The sequence below is a fragment of the Micromonospora sp. NPDC047467 genome (assembly GCF_040643095.1).
In the GTDB taxonomy this organism is placed as follows: domain Bacteria; phylum Actinomycetota; class Actinomycetes; order Mycobacteriales; family Micromonosporaceae; genus Micromonospora.
Genome location: NZ_JBEYTO010000007.1, coordinates 58,413 through 73,310 on the forward strand (window position 1 = coordinate 58,413; position 14,898 = coordinate 73,310).

At 70.7% G+C, this 14,898-nt stretch carries 15 protein-coding genes; 7 read left to right on the forward strand and 8 right to left on the reverse strand.

Features of this window, described 5'->3' with window-relative positions; all coding sequences use genetic code 11:
* Both ABZ780_RS20210 and ABZ780_RS20215 read right to left on the reverse strand, forming a co-directional pair.
* Positions 1–507, reverse strand: coding sequence for a DUF664 domain-containing protein (locus ABZ780_RS20210; protein WP_357486999.1), 507 nt, complete (start codon positions 505–507; stop codon positions 1–3).
* On the reverse strand, positions 504–1,535 hold the full coding sequence (locus ABZ780_RS20215) for an aldo/keto reductase (protein ID WP_357487000.1): 1,032 nt from the start codon (positions 1,533–1,535) through the stop codon (positions 504–506). Before ABZ780_RS20215 ends, ABZ780_RS20210 begins: the two co-directional genes overlap by 4 nt.
* A 293-nt stretch (positions 1,536–1,828) precedes the next feature.
* Here ABZ780_RS20215 and ABZ780_RS20220 point away from each other — a divergent pair, with 293 nt between their 5' ends.
* The 6 genes from ABZ780_RS20220 to ABZ780_RS20245 all read left to right on the forward strand — a co-directional run bounded on the left by ABZ780_RS20220 (position 1,829) and on the right by ABZ780_RS20245 (position 9,043).
* Complete coding sequence (locus ABZ780_RS20220; RefSeq protein ID WP_357487002.1) at positions 1,829–2,476, forward strand: hypothetical protein; 648 nt, start codon at positions 1,829–1,831, stop codon at positions 2,474–2,476.
* The gene (locus ABZ780_RS20225; RefSeq protein WP_357487004.1) at positions 2,473–5,769 is read left to right on the forward strand and encodes a glycosyltransferase; all 3,297 of its coding nucleotides are present in this window, start codon (positions 2,473–2,475) and stop codon (positions 5,767–5,769) included. The genes ABZ780_RS20220 and ABZ780_RS20225 overlap by 4 nt, the downstream gene beginning before the upstream one ends.
* A 195-nt stretch (positions 5,770–5,964) precedes the next feature.
* Positions 5,965–6,354, forward strand: a complete 390-nt coding sequence (locus tag ABZ780_RS20230; RefSeq protein ID WP_357001163.1) for a hypothetical protein — start codon at positions 5,965–5,967, stop codon at positions 6,352–6,354.
* Between the two features lie 60 nt (positions 6,355–6,414).
* Positions 6,415–7,968, forward strand: coding sequence for a glycosyltransferase family 39 protein (locus tag ABZ780_RS20235; RefSeq protein WP_357487006.1), 1,554 nt, complete (start codon positions 6,415–6,417; stop codon positions 7,966–7,968).
* Between the two features lie 16 nt (positions 7,969–7,984).
* The gene (locus ABZ780_RS20240; RefSeq protein ID WP_357487008.1) at positions 7,985–8,572 is read left to right on the forward strand and encodes a nucleotidyltransferase family protein; all 588 of its coding nucleotides are present in this window, start codon (positions 7,985–7,987) and stop codon (positions 8,570–8,572) included.
* A 9-nt stretch (positions 8,573–8,581) separates the two neighbouring features.
* Positions 8,582–9,043 (forward strand): HNH endonuclease, encoded by a 462-nt coding sequence (locus ABZ780_RS20245; RefSeq protein WP_357487009.1) that lies wholly within the window; start codon positions 8,582–8,584, stop codon positions 9,041–9,043.
* A 259-nt stretch (positions 9,044–9,302) separates the two neighbouring features.
* On the opposite strand, the gene ABZ780_RS20250 is transcribed toward ABZ780_RS20245, so the two are convergent.
* On the reverse strand, positions 9,303–10,340 hold the full coding sequence (locus ABZ780_RS20250) for an amidohydrolase family protein (RefSeq protein ID WP_357487010.1): 1,038 nt from the start codon (positions 10,338–10,340) through the stop codon (positions 9,303–9,305).
* A gap of 127 nt (positions 10,341–10,467) precedes the next feature.
* On the opposite strand from ABZ780_RS20250, the gene ABZ780_RS20255 reads away from it, so the two are divergent.
* Positions 10,468–11,193, forward strand: coding sequence for a TetR/AcrR family transcriptional regulator (locus ABZ780_RS20255; protein WP_357487012.1), 726 nt, complete (start codon positions 10,468–10,470; stop codon positions 11,191–11,193).
* Positions 11,194–11,370: 177 nt separating this feature from the next.
* On the opposite strand, the gene ABZ780_RS20260 is transcribed toward ABZ780_RS20255, so the two are convergent.
* From ABZ780_RS20260 to ABZ780_RS20280, 5 genes are all read right to left on the reverse strand, one after another.
* Entirely contained in the window at positions 11,371–11,928 is a 558-nt protein-coding gene (locus ABZ780_RS20260) for a dihydrofolate reductase family protein (RefSeq protein WP_357487013.1), read from the reverse strand.
* A gap of 19 nt (positions 11,929–11,947) precedes the next feature.
* Positions 11,948–12,085 (reverse strand): hypothetical protein, encoded by a 138-nt coding sequence (locus ABZ780_RS20265; protein WP_357487015.1) that lies wholly within the window; start codon positions 12,083–12,085, stop codon positions 11,948–11,950.
* 28 nt (positions 12,086–12,113) lie between these two features.
* Positions 12,114–12,815 carry an alpha/beta hydrolase gene (locus tag ABZ780_RS20270; RefSeq protein ID WP_357487017.1) on the reverse strand — a complete coding sequence of 234 codons (702 nt, stop codon included), beginning with the start codon at positions 12,813–12,815 and terminating at the stop codon, positions 12,114–12,116.
* Between the two features lie 351 nt (positions 12,816–13,166).
* Entirely contained in the window at positions 13,167–13,784 is a 618-nt protein-coding gene (locus ABZ780_RS20275; RefSeq protein ID WP_357487019.1) for an amphi-Trp domain-containing protein, read from the reverse strand.
* 189 nt (positions 13,785–13,973) lie between these two features.
* Positions 13,974–14,894 carry a helix-turn-helix transcriptional regulator gene (locus tag ABZ780_RS20280; protein WP_357001191.1) on the reverse strand — a complete coding sequence of 307 codons (921 nt, stop codon included), beginning with the start codon at positions 14,892–14,894 and terminating at the stop codon, positions 13,974–13,976.
* Positions 14,895–14,898 lie beyond the last annotated feature (4 nt).

Genomic DNA, 14,898 nt, shown 5'->3' on the forward strand with positions numbered 1-14,898 from the left:
TCACTCGCCGGTCGGGCCGCCGGCGAGTTCGGCGACCACGTCGAGGTGACCGAGGTGGCGGGCGTACTCCTGGACCAGGTGGAACAGCACCCGCTCCAGCGTCGCCGGGTCGGCGCCGTTCCAGCGCGGACCCGGCGCGCCGACCTCCGCCAGGTCGTGCGCCGACACCACCGCGCTGGTGTGCGCGCCCTGCGCCCGCAGCTCCGCCACCAGGTCCGCGCGGGTCACATCGGGGGCGACGTGCCAGCGGTCCCCCCGGCGGTCGCCCCACGGCTCGGCGACGTCCCGGCCCTGGAAACCCCACTCGATCCAGCGCCGCTCCACGTGGCGCAGGTGCTTGAGCAGCTCCAACGGGGTCCACCCCGACGGCAGACGGCTGTGCCGCAGCTCCGGCTCGGCCAGCGCCGACACCTTGGCCACCATCGACTCCCGGAAGTAGTCCAGGTAGCGCAGGAAGACCTCGGTGCGGCTGCCGGCCGGGCTGGTGGGCTCGGGAAACGACGTCATGACGTGGTCGGTAGCTCGCGGCCGCGCTGGCGCACACCCGCGCCGCCATACGGGTAGTCGCCCACCAGCGGGGCGCTCGCCTCGTCCAGCAGTCGCATCTGCTCGGCGTCGAGGACCAGGTCGGCGGCGGTCAGGTTGTCGTCGAGCTGCTCCATCGTCCGCGCGCCGAGGATCACCGAGGTGACGGCCGGTCGCGCCGCCAGCCAGGCCAGCGACACCGCCGACATCGACACGCCACGTTCCCCGGCGACCCGGCCAACCGCGTCGAGCACCCGCCAGGTGCGCTCGTCGGCGTTGCGACCCGCGTACGCCTCGACGCCCCGCTGCGGGTTCTCGCCGAGGCGCGTGGCGCCGGTGGGCGTGGTGTCGCGCTGGTACTTGCCGGTCAGCCAGCCGCCACCCAGCGGCGACCACGGCAGGATGCCGATGCCCTCGTTCTCGCAGACCGGCACCAGCTCGAACTCGATCTCCCGGGCCAGCAGGTTGTACTGCGGTTGCAGGGTCACGATCGGGGTGAGGTTGAGGTGCTGGGTGAGCAGGGCCGCCTTCTGCAACTGCCACCCGGTGAAGTTGCTGACCCCCGCGTAGCGGATCTTGCCGGCGCGGACCGCGTCGTCGAAGAAGCGCAGCGTCTCCGGCAGCGGGGTCAGCGGGTCCCAGGCGTGCGCCTGGTAGAGGTCGACGGCCTCGACGCCGAGCCGGCGCAGGCTGGCGTCCAGAGCCCGGCTGAGGTGCACCCGGGACAGGCCGGCGTCGTTCGCCCCCGGGCCCATCGGGAACCGGCCCTTGGTGGCGATGACGAGGCGGTCGCGCAGGTCGGGCCGCGCCCGCAGCCAGCGACCGACGATCTCCTCGGAGATGCCGGCCGAGTAGACGTCGGCGGTGTCGATGAACGTGCCACCGGCCTCGACGAACCGGTCCAGTTGGGCGAAGCTGCCGGCCTCGTCGGTCTCCGCGCCGAAGGTCATCGTGCCCAGACAGAGGGTCGACACCACCGTGCCGGTGGCGCCCAGAGTGCGATAGCGCATGTCTTCCTTCCGGTCGAGCGAACCAGCCGATCCTGCCACCGCCGCCCCCGACCGGATGAGGGAGGCGGAGCGAATAGATCACCGGCGCTTTTCATCCCTATTCATCACCCTTAAACCTCTTTGGGCATGGAACGCCTTCTGCGTCAGTCATCCCGTTTCACTATTCCACTCACGATCGTTCTGTTTGACCGCTCACGGCCCCTGTTTCCGGATGTTCGGATGCCGAAATATCCCGCTGGGCCCTGACGCACCAATCAGGACATACATTGACAAGCTCCACATAGCCTCGATCGGTGTCCGCTCACATGTCGTTCGATGGGTCGCCAGGTCGCCCTCAGCACGTTCCGCCCACTGTCCTGTCCCGACCCGTCGAACCGGTGTTCGTGGACGCCACCGGCGTCCGCCACCGTTGGCTACGACGCGCGGGCGTGCTTGTCGCAGCCGCCTCGCTGAGCTACCTACCGATGGCCGCCACCGCCCTGCTCCCCGGTCCGCCGACGCCGACGCAGCCCGCTCCACTGTCCGTCGGTGACCCCGCCGGCGGGACCGGGGAGCACCCTCCCACGGAGCCACCGCCGCTCGGCGATCCGGACCTGAACCTCACGCCGGAGCCGGAGGACACCATGGATGGTCCACCACTCCCGACCGAACCGGCACCCGACGCTGTGGCGCCGACCGCCATGCCGTCGATCGACCCACCCGCGCCCAGCCACCCGACCACCGTGCCTCCGACCGGTCGCCCGTCCGCTACCCCCATGCCCCCGACCAGTCGCCCGCCCACCACCCCGGTGGCCCCGACCTCGCCGCCGGCCCCGCTGCCCGAGGACCCGCCACCGCCCGTCACCGATTCGCCGACCATGTCCACGCCGGTCGAGCCCAGCCCCGAGCCCGTCGAGAACCGGCCGATCACGTCCGGGCTCGCGCCGTGGGTGACCGGATGACCCTGACGAACCGTCGCCGCCGCGCCACCAGCCGCGCCGGTGACCGTCGATCCGGTGGCATCGGCCGGTTCGTCTGTGCCTCCCTGGTGACGGTGGTGGTCTGCGTGCTGCTGGTCGAGGCGTACGCGAACTCCAGCTTCAGACCCGATCACGTGCGGGATTCCGAGGGACAGGGCACCGTCCCGACCGACGTCCTCAACGGCGGGCCGGTCCTCGACGCCCGGTACGACCAGCCCCGCTCCTACCGCCTGCCCGCGCGGACCATCGCCCTCACCTTCGACGACGGACCAGACCCCGACTGGACCCCGCAGGTGCTGGACGTCCTGCACCGACACCGAGCCGCGGCCACCTTCTTCGTAATCGGCTCGCAGGTCGCCAGGCACGGGGACCTGGTCCAGCGGTCCGTCCAGGAGGGTCACGAGCTCGGCGTGCACACCTTCACCCACCCCGACGTGAGCCTGCTGCCGGGATGGCGACAACGGATGGAGTACGCGCAGACCCAGATGGCGATCGTGGACGCGGCCGGCGTCCGGACCAGCCTGCTGCGCTTCCCCTACTCCTCGCTGCCCAGCGCCGTCGACGACGCGAACTGGCCGGTGATCCGCGACGCCGGCCGGCTCGGCTACCTGACGGTGGTGAACGACGTCGACAGCGACGACTGGGACCGACCCGGCGTGGACGCGATCGTGCGGAACATGACGCCGACCGACGGAGCGGGCGCCGTGGTGCTGCTGCACGACGCCGGCGGAGACCGGTCGCAGACCATCGCGGCGCTGGACCGGTTCATCCCGATGATGCAGGCGCGCGGCTACACCTTCACCACGGTGAGCGACGGGATGAACCGGGCGCGGCCAGGAGCGGCGCCGTTCGTCGGCAACGTCCCCACGTCGACCATGGACCGTTGGCGGGCCGCCCCCGTGGTGTGGGCGATCCAGTTGGCGGACTCGATCCTGCGCGTACTCGCCCTGCTCTTCGTGGTCGTCGGGGCCCTCATCCTGGTCCGGACGCTGCTGCTGCTCCTGATCGCCGGCAGGCTCGCCCGGCGCAGACGGGCGCACCGCTGGCCCTGGGGATCGTTCGACGCACCGGTGTCGGTGATCGTGCCCGCGTACAACGAACAAGCCGGAATCGTCGCCACGGTCCGTTCGCTGGTGGCCAACGACCACCGGGACATCGAGGTGATCGTGGTCGACGACGGTTCGACCGACGGCACGGCGGACCTGGTCGACGCACTGGGACTGCACGGCGTCCGGGTGATCCGCAAACCCAACGGCGGCAAGGCCAGCGCCCTCAACACCGGGCTCCGGTACGCCTCGCACGACATCATCGTGACCGTCGACGCGGACACCATCTTCGAGCCGAACGCGATCCGGCGGCTGATCGAGCCGTTCAACGACCCACGGATCGGAGCGGTGGCCGGCAACGTCAAGGTCGCCAACCGGCGCCGGCTGCTCGGCCAGTGGCAGCACATCGAGTACGTCATCGGCTTCAACCTGGATCGCCGGTTCTACGAGCGGCTGGGCTGCATCCCCACCGTCCCCGGGGCGATCGGGGCCTTCCGCCGCCGCGCCCTGCTCGGCGTCGGAGGAATGAGCGGCGACACCCTGGCCGAGGACACCGACATCACCATGGCGATCCTCCGGGCCGGGTGGCGGGTGGTGTACCAGGACCGCGCCCGCGCCTGGACGGAGGCGCCCGCCACCGTGCGCGAGTTGTGGCGGCAGCGCTACCGGTGGAGCTACGGCACCATGCAGGCGATGTGGAAGCACCGGCGCGCGGTGTTCGACCGGGGCGCCGCGGGCCGGTTCGGTCGGTTCGGTCTGCCGATGCTCGCCCTCTTCGGCGTGGTGCTGCCATTGCTCGGCCCGGTGCTGGACCTGCTCGCCCTCTATGGCCTCTTCTTCATGGACACGACGAAGACCGCGGTGGCCTGGGTGGCGATGCTGGTCGTCCAGGCCGCGACCGCCGCGGTGGCCTTCCGGCTCGACCGGGAACGGATGCGCCCGCTGCTGACCCTGCCGATCCAACAGTTCGTCTACCGCCAGTTGATGTACCTGGTCCTGGCCCGGTCCGTGGTGACCGCGCTGACCGGTGCCCGGCTGGGCTGGCGCAAACTCAAGCGGGCCGGTGACGTCGTGGACGACAACCGCCGCGCCGTCTCCCCGGTGGCGGACCGACGTGAGGGGCGCGACCGCTGGTTCGACGCGCTGCGGGCGCTGGCGCTGGCTCGGGTCATCACCTACCACATGTTCGGGGCCGCCTGGCTGAGCTTCGCCTTCCCCGCCATGGGCGTGATGTTCGCGCTGGGCGGCTCCCTGATGGCCAGTTCCCTCGACCGGTCGCCGCAGCGGGCGGTCAGCGGCCGGCTTCGGCGCCTGCTACCGGCGCTGTGGGCCATGGGCATCGTGCTGCTGCCTTTGATGCTCTGGCACGGCTGGTCCGACCGTCCGGGCTGGCCGGCGCTGCTGAGCTGGCTGGTCCCGCTGCTGCAACCACCCGGCAGTGCGTGGGCGGCGGACGTCACGGGTGTGCTGTGGTACCTCGTCGCGTACCTGTGGTTCGTGCTGCTCTCCCCCGCGGTGCTGACGCTGTACCGACGCTGGCCGGTGTGGTCCGTCCTGACACCGCTCGCCGGCGTGGTCCTGCTGCAGACCGCGGCGCCGGCACTGGGCGGCCCGGTGGATTCGGTTGTGACCGACCTGGCCACGTTCGGCGCTTGCTGGCTGGTGGGCTTCGCACACCGCGACGGTCGGCTGCGACGTATCCCGCTCCGGTCCCTGCTGGCCCTGGCAGCGCTCTGTCTGGGCCTCGCCGTCGGCTGGCTCACCACCCACCGCGATGCCGGGCTGGACCTCAACGACATCCCGGTGGCGCAGGCGTTCTGGTCGCTCGGGTTCGTGCTGCTGCTGTTGCGGCTGTCCCCACCGATGACCTGGCTGGCCCGGATCCGGCCGCTCGACCGGCTGGTCACCGCGTTGAACAGCCGAGCCCTGACCATCTACCTCTGGCACAACGCCGCCATCGCCGTCTGCTTCGCCGTCGGTGACCTACTCGGGGTCTGGCGAATCGGCATGGTGGGCTACCTGGTGGTGGCCCTGGTGCTGCTCATCGGCGTGGTTCTGACCCTCGGCTGGATCGAGGACCTCAGCGCACGACGGTCGCCTCGCTTTCTGCCCTGGCCCCGACCGCCGCGAGCGCCAGCGCGGGATCGGACGGTACAGCCGGCTTCGGGGGTCTCCCTGGCCGAAGGGCAGATCGTCCCAGAAACGCGCCACGAACACGTACTCACGTGAGTGTTCTTCGGCGCCACAGCACGCCGCGACGGCACGGCCGGACATCGACACGGCCCGGCCGAGCCGCCGTTGGCGCAGACGGTGATGAGAGGTGATCACCGTCGGCCGGCACGGGCCTCGCCTCCTACGGGCCCGTGCCGGCCACCCCAACAAAGACGCCGAGCCGCGAGCCCGGCACACAGAGAGGAGATAGTGATGTGGCAGGTGCCCACACCGGCGGAGCAGGAGCTGTGGAACGCCGTGGTGGCCGGGGTACGAGCGGCCAACCAGAAGGATCACGCGCAGTTCCGGACCTGCGTCGACCGCCTCCTGCGGCTGCCCCACGCGTGGGTGCACCAGGTCCTCAGGGACACCGCAGGACTGCTCGCCGACGAGCTGGGCCCGGACGGGTGGGACCAGGGGCCACGTCTGGCCGCGCAGATCGACCACTCCGAGGACTGCTCACATCGACTTCTGCTCATCGCCCAGCTCGCGGACGCCGCGCAGGTCGGCGTCGGAGCATTCGTCGACGCCGCGTTGGCGCACACCAGGCGGCCTCGGCGAAATCTTGCCGGATCGGTCCCCCATGGCCGGACCGGGAGCTGACGCGCGAAGCAACCAGTTAGCGGGTATGAACCGGCGTGACGCATCGGTGATGATGGGCGCGTGAGCGATCTCGGCACCGCCACCGACCGCCCTCACCAGCCTGCGCCGACCTCCCCGCAGGTGGGGCCGCCGACGCCCGGCCCGCGTGCGCTCGGCCCGTTCCTGGTGGCCGCGATCACCAGCGTGACGCTGCTGCTGCTCGCCGGCCGTTACGGCTATCACCGCGACGAGCTGTACTTCCTGCTCGCCGGCCGCCACCTCGACTGGGGCTACGTCGACCAGGGCCCCCTGGTCCCGGCGCTGGCCCGCCTGCTGGACACGATCGCGCCGGGCAACCTGGTGGTGCTGCGCACGCCGTCGGCACTGCTGGCCGGCGGCGCTGTCCTGCTGGTCGCCGCCATCGCCCGCGAGTTGGGCGCCGGCCGTGCCGCGCAGACCTGCACGGCGGTGCTGGCCGCGCTGTCCGGCATCGTGCTCGCCAACGGGCACCTGCTCAGCACCACGACCATCGACCTGCTGGTCTGGCTGGTCGCGGCGTGGTGTGCGGTGCGGTTGCTGCGCACCGGGGACACCCGGTGGGCTCTCGGCATCGGGCTGGCGCTCGGCATGGGCATGCTCAACAAGGTGCTGCCCGCGCTGCTGGCCGTGGGTCTGATCGCCGGGGTGGCCATCGCCGGGCCACGTCGGCTGCTGCGCGACAGGTGGGTGCTCGCCGCCGCCGCGATCGCCGCACTGCTGGCCGCGCCGAACCTGATCTGGCAGGCCGCGCACGGGTTCCCGCAACTCGGTGTGGCCGCCTCCATCGCCGACGGCGACAGCTCCTACAGTGGCCGCCTCGACGCGCTCTTCCTCCAGTTCGTCATCATCAGCCCGTACGCCGTACCGATCTGGATCGCCGGCCTCGTCGCGCTGCTGCGCCGGCCGGAGTGGCGGGCGTACCGGGCGATGGGTTGGTCCTGGTTGGTCGTGGTCGGCGTCGTGCTGGCGGCCGGCGGCAAGGGCTACTACGACGCGCCGTTGATGCTGGTTCTCACCGCCGCCGGCGCGGTGGTCACCGTCGCCTGGGCGTCACGCGGGTCCGTCTGGCTGCGTCGAGGGCTGCTCGCGGTGGGCGTGCCGCTGTTCCTCCTGCCCAGCATCGTGTTGTTGCTGCCGGTGCTGCCGGCCGAGCGACTGCCCGGGTTCGTGGTCGACGTCAACTACGACGCCGGAGAGACCATCGGCTGGCCGGCGTTCGCCGACTCGCTCGCCGCCGTCCACCGTGGGCTGCCTCCCGAGGAACGCTCGCGAGCGGTCATCCTCACCGGCAACTACGGCGAGGCCGGCGCGGTGGCCCGCTACGGCCCGGCCCGTGGTCTTCCCCACGCGCACTCCGGGCACAACAGCATGGTCGACTTCGGCCGGCCACCCGCCGACGCCGACGTGGTGATCGCCGTCGGCTGGGAGCGCCCCGAGCCGCTGACCGCCTGGTTCGACGCGTGCGCGCTCGGCGGGCGGGTGGACCAGCGGGTCGAGGTCGACAACGACGAGAACGGTGGCCCGATCTACGTGTGCCGGGGGCTGCGGCGCCCGTGGGCGCAGATCTGGGACACCGAGGTACGCCGCACCGGCTGACCATTACCCTCGGCGCATGGCTACGGCGGGGTTGCTCCTCGCGGCCGGTGCCGGCCGCCGGTTCGGCATGCCGAAGGCCCTCCTGTCCTACCGGGGGCAACTCCTGGTGGAGCACGCCGCCGCGATCCTCACGGCCGCCGGCTGCCAGCCCGTCGTGGTGGTGCTCGGCGCGCAGGCCGACCAGGTCCGCGCCCACACCCGGCTACCCGGCGTGGTGGTCAACGACGACTGGGCGACGGGCATGGGCTCGTCGCTGCGGGCCGGTTTGTCCGCCCTGACGTCCGGCACCATCGAGGCCGCCGTGGTCACCCTGGTCGACATGCCCGGCCTCACCCCCGAGGCGGTACGCCGGGTCGCCCGCGACGTCACCGCCGACTCCCTCGCGGCGGCCACCTACCAGGACGGTCGTCGAGGGCATCCGGTGCTGCTCGGCCGCGACCACTGGCCCGGCGTGGTCACGGCGGCCACCGGCGACCGGGGCGCGCGGGACTACCTGCGAGCCCAGGGCGACGCGGTACGGCTGGTGCCCTGCGCGGACGTCGCCGACGGCACCGACGTGGACCTGCCCGCACAGGCGGCCCGCTTCCGTCTCACGTCCAGCTAGAGTGGTGGCGTGCTCAGCGGGGTCAAGGGTCTGTCACGACACTTCACCGAGGACACTCTGCGCCGCTATCTGTTGGAGCGCTCGGTCCGAACCGACGACGGCTGCCTGATCATCCGTGGCTACGGCACCCAGCGCGGCGTCTACCAGAAGGTCGCGGGCCGGGCCTGGGCGCACATCGCGACCTACGCCGCCTTCGTCGGCGGTTACGACCCGGCCCTGGATGTCGACCACCTCTGCGATGTCAAGGACTGCGTCGAGCCCACTCACCTGCGGCAGATCAGTCATGCGGACAACTGCCGTACGCGCGCACAGGCACCGACCTGCCGCAACGGGCACGACCGCGAAGTCGACGAGTCGACGGGGCGATACCGGCGCACGTGCCGCGCCTGCAACCGGGACAGCCAGCGCCGCTGGCGGGAGCGCCAGGCCGCCGAGGTGGCTCAGGCCCGTGCGGCGTACGCCCGGAGCTAGAGCCCCTTCCACCTCCCATGCGGTGAGCCCGGTGCCAAGCGGCTCATAACCGCCTGATGACCGGATCTACACCATCCTGATTCCTTACGCACATTAACTGTCATTATGATGTAGTGCCGTTATGTCCGGAATGCCCGGCCAGATTATCGGATTACCGGTAATGGCAATCCGATAATCTGGCCGGGTGCTTGTCAGGAACCCGATCTGTCGGCCCAGGTGGCGAGTGCGCGGCGGCGGTCCGACCGGCCGGTGTGCTGGGTCAGACCACTGTCGGCTTGGCTGCGCGGGCGGTGAGGCGTTCCCAGTTGCGGTGGGCGATGTCGGCCTTCTGGTCGTCGTTGAACGGCGCGTTCTCCAGGAAGGAGCGGGCGGCGCCGTTGCTGGTGTCGATGTAGGGGAAGCCGCCGGGGCGGAAGCCGTAGGTGAAGGGGTAGTCGGTGGAGTAGAGCATCCGGTCGGTGCCCATGATCTCGGCGGTCCAGCGCAGGTAGCGGGGGCTGTTGGTGCCGCTGCCGGCGACCCAGAAGTTCTGCGTGAAGTAGTCCGCCAGTGGTCGCTGAAGGCCGCCGGCCTGAGCGAAGAATCCGGTGTGGTCGAGGTAGAACAGAACAACCTCGCCCCAGTGTCCGGCGATCACCTGTAGGTCGGGGAACCGGTCGAAGACACCCGAGAAGATCATCCTCAGGTACTGCACGCCCAGGTCGTAGTACCAGCCGATCGCCGCTCCGGCCAGCGGGGTGCCGATCGGGCCGATGTTCGAGTAGTAGGCGTCGATGACCGGCTGGACCGGCATCTGCGGGTGGAAGTGCAGCGGCACCCGGAGCCGTTCGGCGGCGGCGTACAACTGGTCGTTGTCCGGGTGGTCAGCCAGTTTGTCCCCGGTGCGGCCGTAGAGCATGGCGCCGGGGAAGCCCAGCTGGACCACCGCGCGCTCCAGTTCGGCCACGGCCGCGCCGGGCGACTGGGTGGGGATCGCGGCGAACGCCCGGAACCGGTCTGGGTGCGCGGCGACGATCTCCGCGAGCTGGTCGTTGGCGTCACGTGCCACCGTGATCGCGTCGGCCTGCGGCAGGTCCTGGACGCCGGGCGAGGACAGGGACAGCACCGCGACGTCGATGCCCTGGTCATCCATGTGGGCCAGCCGCCGCTCGCCGACCTCGCGCAGGTTCGTCGCGATCGGGTTGTCCCCAAAGCCGCGGGCGGGGATCCGCGGCGATCCGGCTCGCTGGTACGCCTCGTAGACGGCGGGTACCACGACGGTCTCTTCCACCCCGATGATCCGCAGACGGTCGGCCATGGCGACGCTCCCTCACTGATGTTTCCGATGGAATCACCACAACGGTATCATCGATACTGCCAATGTAAACGTGACCGTGTTAACGCTGGAAATATCCCCGGTACCAGGTGCGGGTTATCCTTGATATATGCCTGGTGACCCGAACCGCTCACCGTCTGCCGCGAAGCCCGACGGCAACCCGCGCGAACAGACGCGCCGCCGGATCATGGACGTCGCAATCGACCTGTTGGAGCGCGGGGGCCGCGACGCGGTCACCACCCGCGCGGTCGCTGAGGCCGCTGGACTGCAGGCGCCGGCCCTGTACCGGCTGTTCGGTGACAAGGAGGCCCTGCTCGACGCGGTGGCCGAATACGGGTTTACCCGGTTCCTGGCCGCCAAGCACATCGACCCCGACCCTCAGGACCCGATCAAGGAGCTACGCGTCCGCTGGGACACCGCAGTCGAGTTCGGACTGACCAACCCCGCTCTGTACGCGCTCATGTACGGCGAGCCCGCCCGGTCCACCATCGCTTTCCGGCTCGGCCTCGGACTGCTCATGGACCGCATCCGCCGCCTGGCCGTCGCGGGCCGACTACGCGTCGATGAGACCCTCGCCGCCCAGATCATCCACGCCACCGCCCGTGGCGCCGTCCTGACCTGGCTTTCCCTGCCCGACGCCGAGCGAGACCCCGCCCTCCTGGTCGCGCTGCGCGAAGCGATGATCACCGCCGTCACCAATCAGGAACCGACCGTTCGGGAAGAGGGCCTGGCGGGCGCCGCTCGCGCCCTGCGCGCCGCCCTGCCCAGCCAGAACGCCCTCAGTGGCGCCGAACAGCAACTCCTGACGGAATGGCTGGGGCGACTGTCCGCATAGCGCCTGCCCGACCATGACGAGCAGCACCGAAGCGGTGCGGCTCGGCCAATCCGGGCCTGGGCCGGACACCCGGCGTCGGCCCCGGCTGGGGTCGTCGAGCCCGGCTTCCTCCGGGTGAGGCGGGAGCGGGCGGAGCGGAGGAATTCCGCTGAGCTGGCGGCGATGGACTCCGGTGATTCAGAGCGCGCGGCGGTAGTGCATGGACATCACGCCGTTGCTCAGCGGCTCGGCCGAGAGCAGTTCGAGCCGGCGAGTGGCGGGCAGCCCGCCCTGGTACAGCGTCGGGCCGTGGCCGGCGATCATGGGTTGAACAAGCAGCTTGTACTCGTCGATCAGGTCCAGCCGGTCGAGCTCGGTCGCGAGCTTGCCGCTTCCGATCAGCACCCCGTCCGGGGTCGCGTCCTTGAGTTTCTGCACGCCCTCGCGCAGATCGCCGGTGATGTGGTGGCTGTTGGTCCACGGGAAGTCCGTGCGCGTCGATGACACCACGTACTTGGGTTGAGCCTCCAGCTTGGCCGCCCACTCACGCATGGCCGGCGGCGCCTCCACGTCACCGCGGGCGACGGCCGGCCAGTGGCCCTCCATCATCTCGTAGGTGACGCGGCCCCACAGCATCGCCCCGCTCTCGTCCAAGAGACGGGTGAAGAAGGCGTGCGTCTCGTCGTCGGCGATCCCCTCCTGGTGGTCGACGCAGCCGTCCACAGTGACGTTGATGCTGAAGGTGAGCAGCCCCATGGCCCGGAGCCTAACGCCACTACTGCGTCGCGTCAGCGACCTCGAGGTACACGCCGCCCCGTCTCGTTGAAGTGGTCTGGACGAGCCTGCGCTCGCTCGCGGTCGTCGCCAGCTCGACCTCGGCGACGATGCGACGCGCCAGGTAGGTCTTGCCCATCGGCGAGCACCACTGGACGGTCTGTCGGTCAGTGCGGCGTCAGGTGGCGGGTGAAAAACCGGACCGCGCTGTCCAGTTCGTGGTCGGGCAGTCGGTCGCCGTGGCGGCCTGGGTTGGCGTGCAGGGTTTTGTCGGCCGAGCCGAACGCGTCGAACAGGGCCAGGCTCTGCTCGCGCGGTACCCGCTCGTCCTCCCACTGAACCAGGAACTCGATCGGCACGGTGATCCGTGCCGCGGCCTCCGCGCAAGCTGGGGCCGAGGCTCCGCCCAGACCCAGAACCGCCGCGCGGACCCGGGGCTCGGCGGCCACGAACGGCACTCCGAGCCCGCAGCCCAGCGAGACGCCCCAGTAGCCGACTGGTCCGAACTCGAGGTGGTCCAGGACGGCCTGCCATTCCGGGACTGTCTGTTCGGCGACCAGAGAGTGGAAATCGGCGAGCAGCGGGGCCAGTTCCTCGCCGGAGTCGACGCGGGTCCCAATTTCGGTGGCGATGCTCTGGTAGCGGTCGTCGGTCGGGCGGTCGCCGTGGTTCGGGACGTCCACCGAGACTGCCGCGAATCCGCTGTTCACGAAATGGTGGGCGCGGTGCAGGACGCCAGGGGCGGTCTTGTGCTGGCCGCCGCCGTGGCCGATGAGGATCAGGGGGCGAACGTTCGTGGTGTCATCAACCGAGGTCCACAGGACAGCGGGAACACCATCGACAGTGAAGAATTCTTCATGGATGTGCATGCCGAGTACGTGCCTTTCAGGGGTGCCTTGTGCGGGCGCTCCCTAGGCAGTGCGGGAGAGGGAGTCCCAGCCTGTCAAAGCGTTGATCGGACTCACCTCCTCAAGTAGTGACCATGCACGGCGGACCAGACCGTAGCACCTTCGGCGGGCGGGTGTGGGCCGGCACCAGGACCTCACCGGGTGAACTGCCCACCTGAGCGGCACAGGCGGTAGTGGATTTCGACGACCACGGACAGGTCGTCAAAGACGCCATCTCCCCCGCAACTGCGGGCAACCGTTTGCCGGGGGCCGGTGTCGGTTCTCCGGAGGACACGCAGGGTGGCTCTCCGGAGAACCTCGCGGGACCTGGGGTCAGGCCGTCTTCTCGGCGGTGCCGGCGTCGACCGTCTCGGCGGCAGTGTCCTCGCCGGCAGGCTCCTCGGCGGGAGTCTCCTCGCCGGCACCGGCCGCGGGCGTCTCTTCCGCGCTGGCGGTGTCGGCAGGCTCGGCGGCGGCCGGCGTGGCATCCTCAGCCGGGGTCGCGGGCTGTTCCGCGGCAGCGGCCTCAACCTCGGTCGGCGCGGCAGCGGTCTCGGCCTCCGCCGGTGCGGCACCGAGGGATTCCGCCGTGACCGGGGCGGTGACCTCCACAGCGGCGGCGGTGGCGGCCTGCTTCTCCACGGCCGGCTCGTCCTCGTCCTCCGACTCCTCCGAGTCTTCGTCCTCGTCGTTCGACTCCTCCGCGTCCTCGTCCTCTGAGGCGTCGGCGGAGGCCGACCGAGGGCTGGGCCAGGTGAACTCGATCTCGACGGAGATCTCCCCGTCCTCGTCCTCGATCTCGAATTCACACTCGACCTCGTCGGGGACCCGCACGGTGCCTGCGGCGCCGAAGAAGATCCGCCCATCGGATTCCAGTTGACTGGCGAGTTGGCGAAGCCAGGCGGCCAGATCGTCGCGCGACACGTTGCGGGAGTCCTCGAAAATCTCCATGCGATCATGCTCCCACCCGCCTTCAACCCCGCTGCGGGCTGCCTGCCCCCGGCGCCGGATCGCCCTGATAGCGGCGCGGATCTTCGGCCCCGCAGCCGCGCCGTCCGTAGTTTCCGAACCAGGAACGACCTGCTCGTCCGTGGCGGCGTCCACACCCGCGCCAGGAAGGGTGACGGGCACGCGCGCTGATCAGCGCCCTCGTGAGCTTCGGGCGCTTGTGTCCTGCGGCTTTCCGGTGCCGGCTGCCGCCGTACTCCATTGGGCCAGCAGGCGCAGCGCGGTCTCGGACGGGCTGCCGGCTTCGGTGCCGTAGACGAAGAGGGTCTGGTCCGGGTCGTCTCCGGGGGTGAGGGCCTGGTAGCTGATGGTGAGGTCGCCGACGAGCGGGTGGTGGTAGTTCTTGGTGCCGGTCGTGCGCCGGTGGACCTTGTTGTCCGACCAGAAGCGCCGGAATTCCGCGCTGCGGATGGACAGGTCACCGACCAGGGCGCTCAGAGCCGGGTCGTCCGGGTGGCGGCCCGCGTCGAGGCGGAGCATGGCGGCGGTGTCCGCGGCGACGTGGGCCCAGTCCCGGTACAGCTCGCGGGCGTGCGGGTCGAGGAAGACGAAGCGGGCCTGGTTGCGGTCGGCGGCGGGGAGCGCGCGGAAGTCGGTGATCAGGCGTCCGGCGAGTGGGTTGTTGGCCAACACGTCGAGGCGCCGCCCGAGGACGAAGCCGGGGCGGCCGGCCTGCTGGAGGGTTTCCAGCAGGTCCAGGGTGGCGGGGTGGACGCGCTGAGGGCGGGGGCGGCGGCGGCGGGCGGGCTGGGGCCGGGCGAGGGTGTGCAGGTGGCTGCGCTCGGCGTCGTCCAGGTGCAGGGCGGTGGCGAGCGCGTCGAGGACCTCGGCGGAGGCGCTGCGGCTGCGGCCCTGTTCGAGGCGCGTGTAGTAGTCCACGCTCACCCCGGCAAGCCGGGCGAGTTCTTCGCGGCGCAGGCCGGACACCCGGCGTCGACCCAGGTTGGGGTCGTCGAGCCCGGCCTCCTCCGGGGTGAGCCGGGAGCGGGCGGAGCGGAGGAATTCTGCCATCGGTGCGCTGTGCTCACGGTCCATCTGCCCACTGTCGCGCATCAGC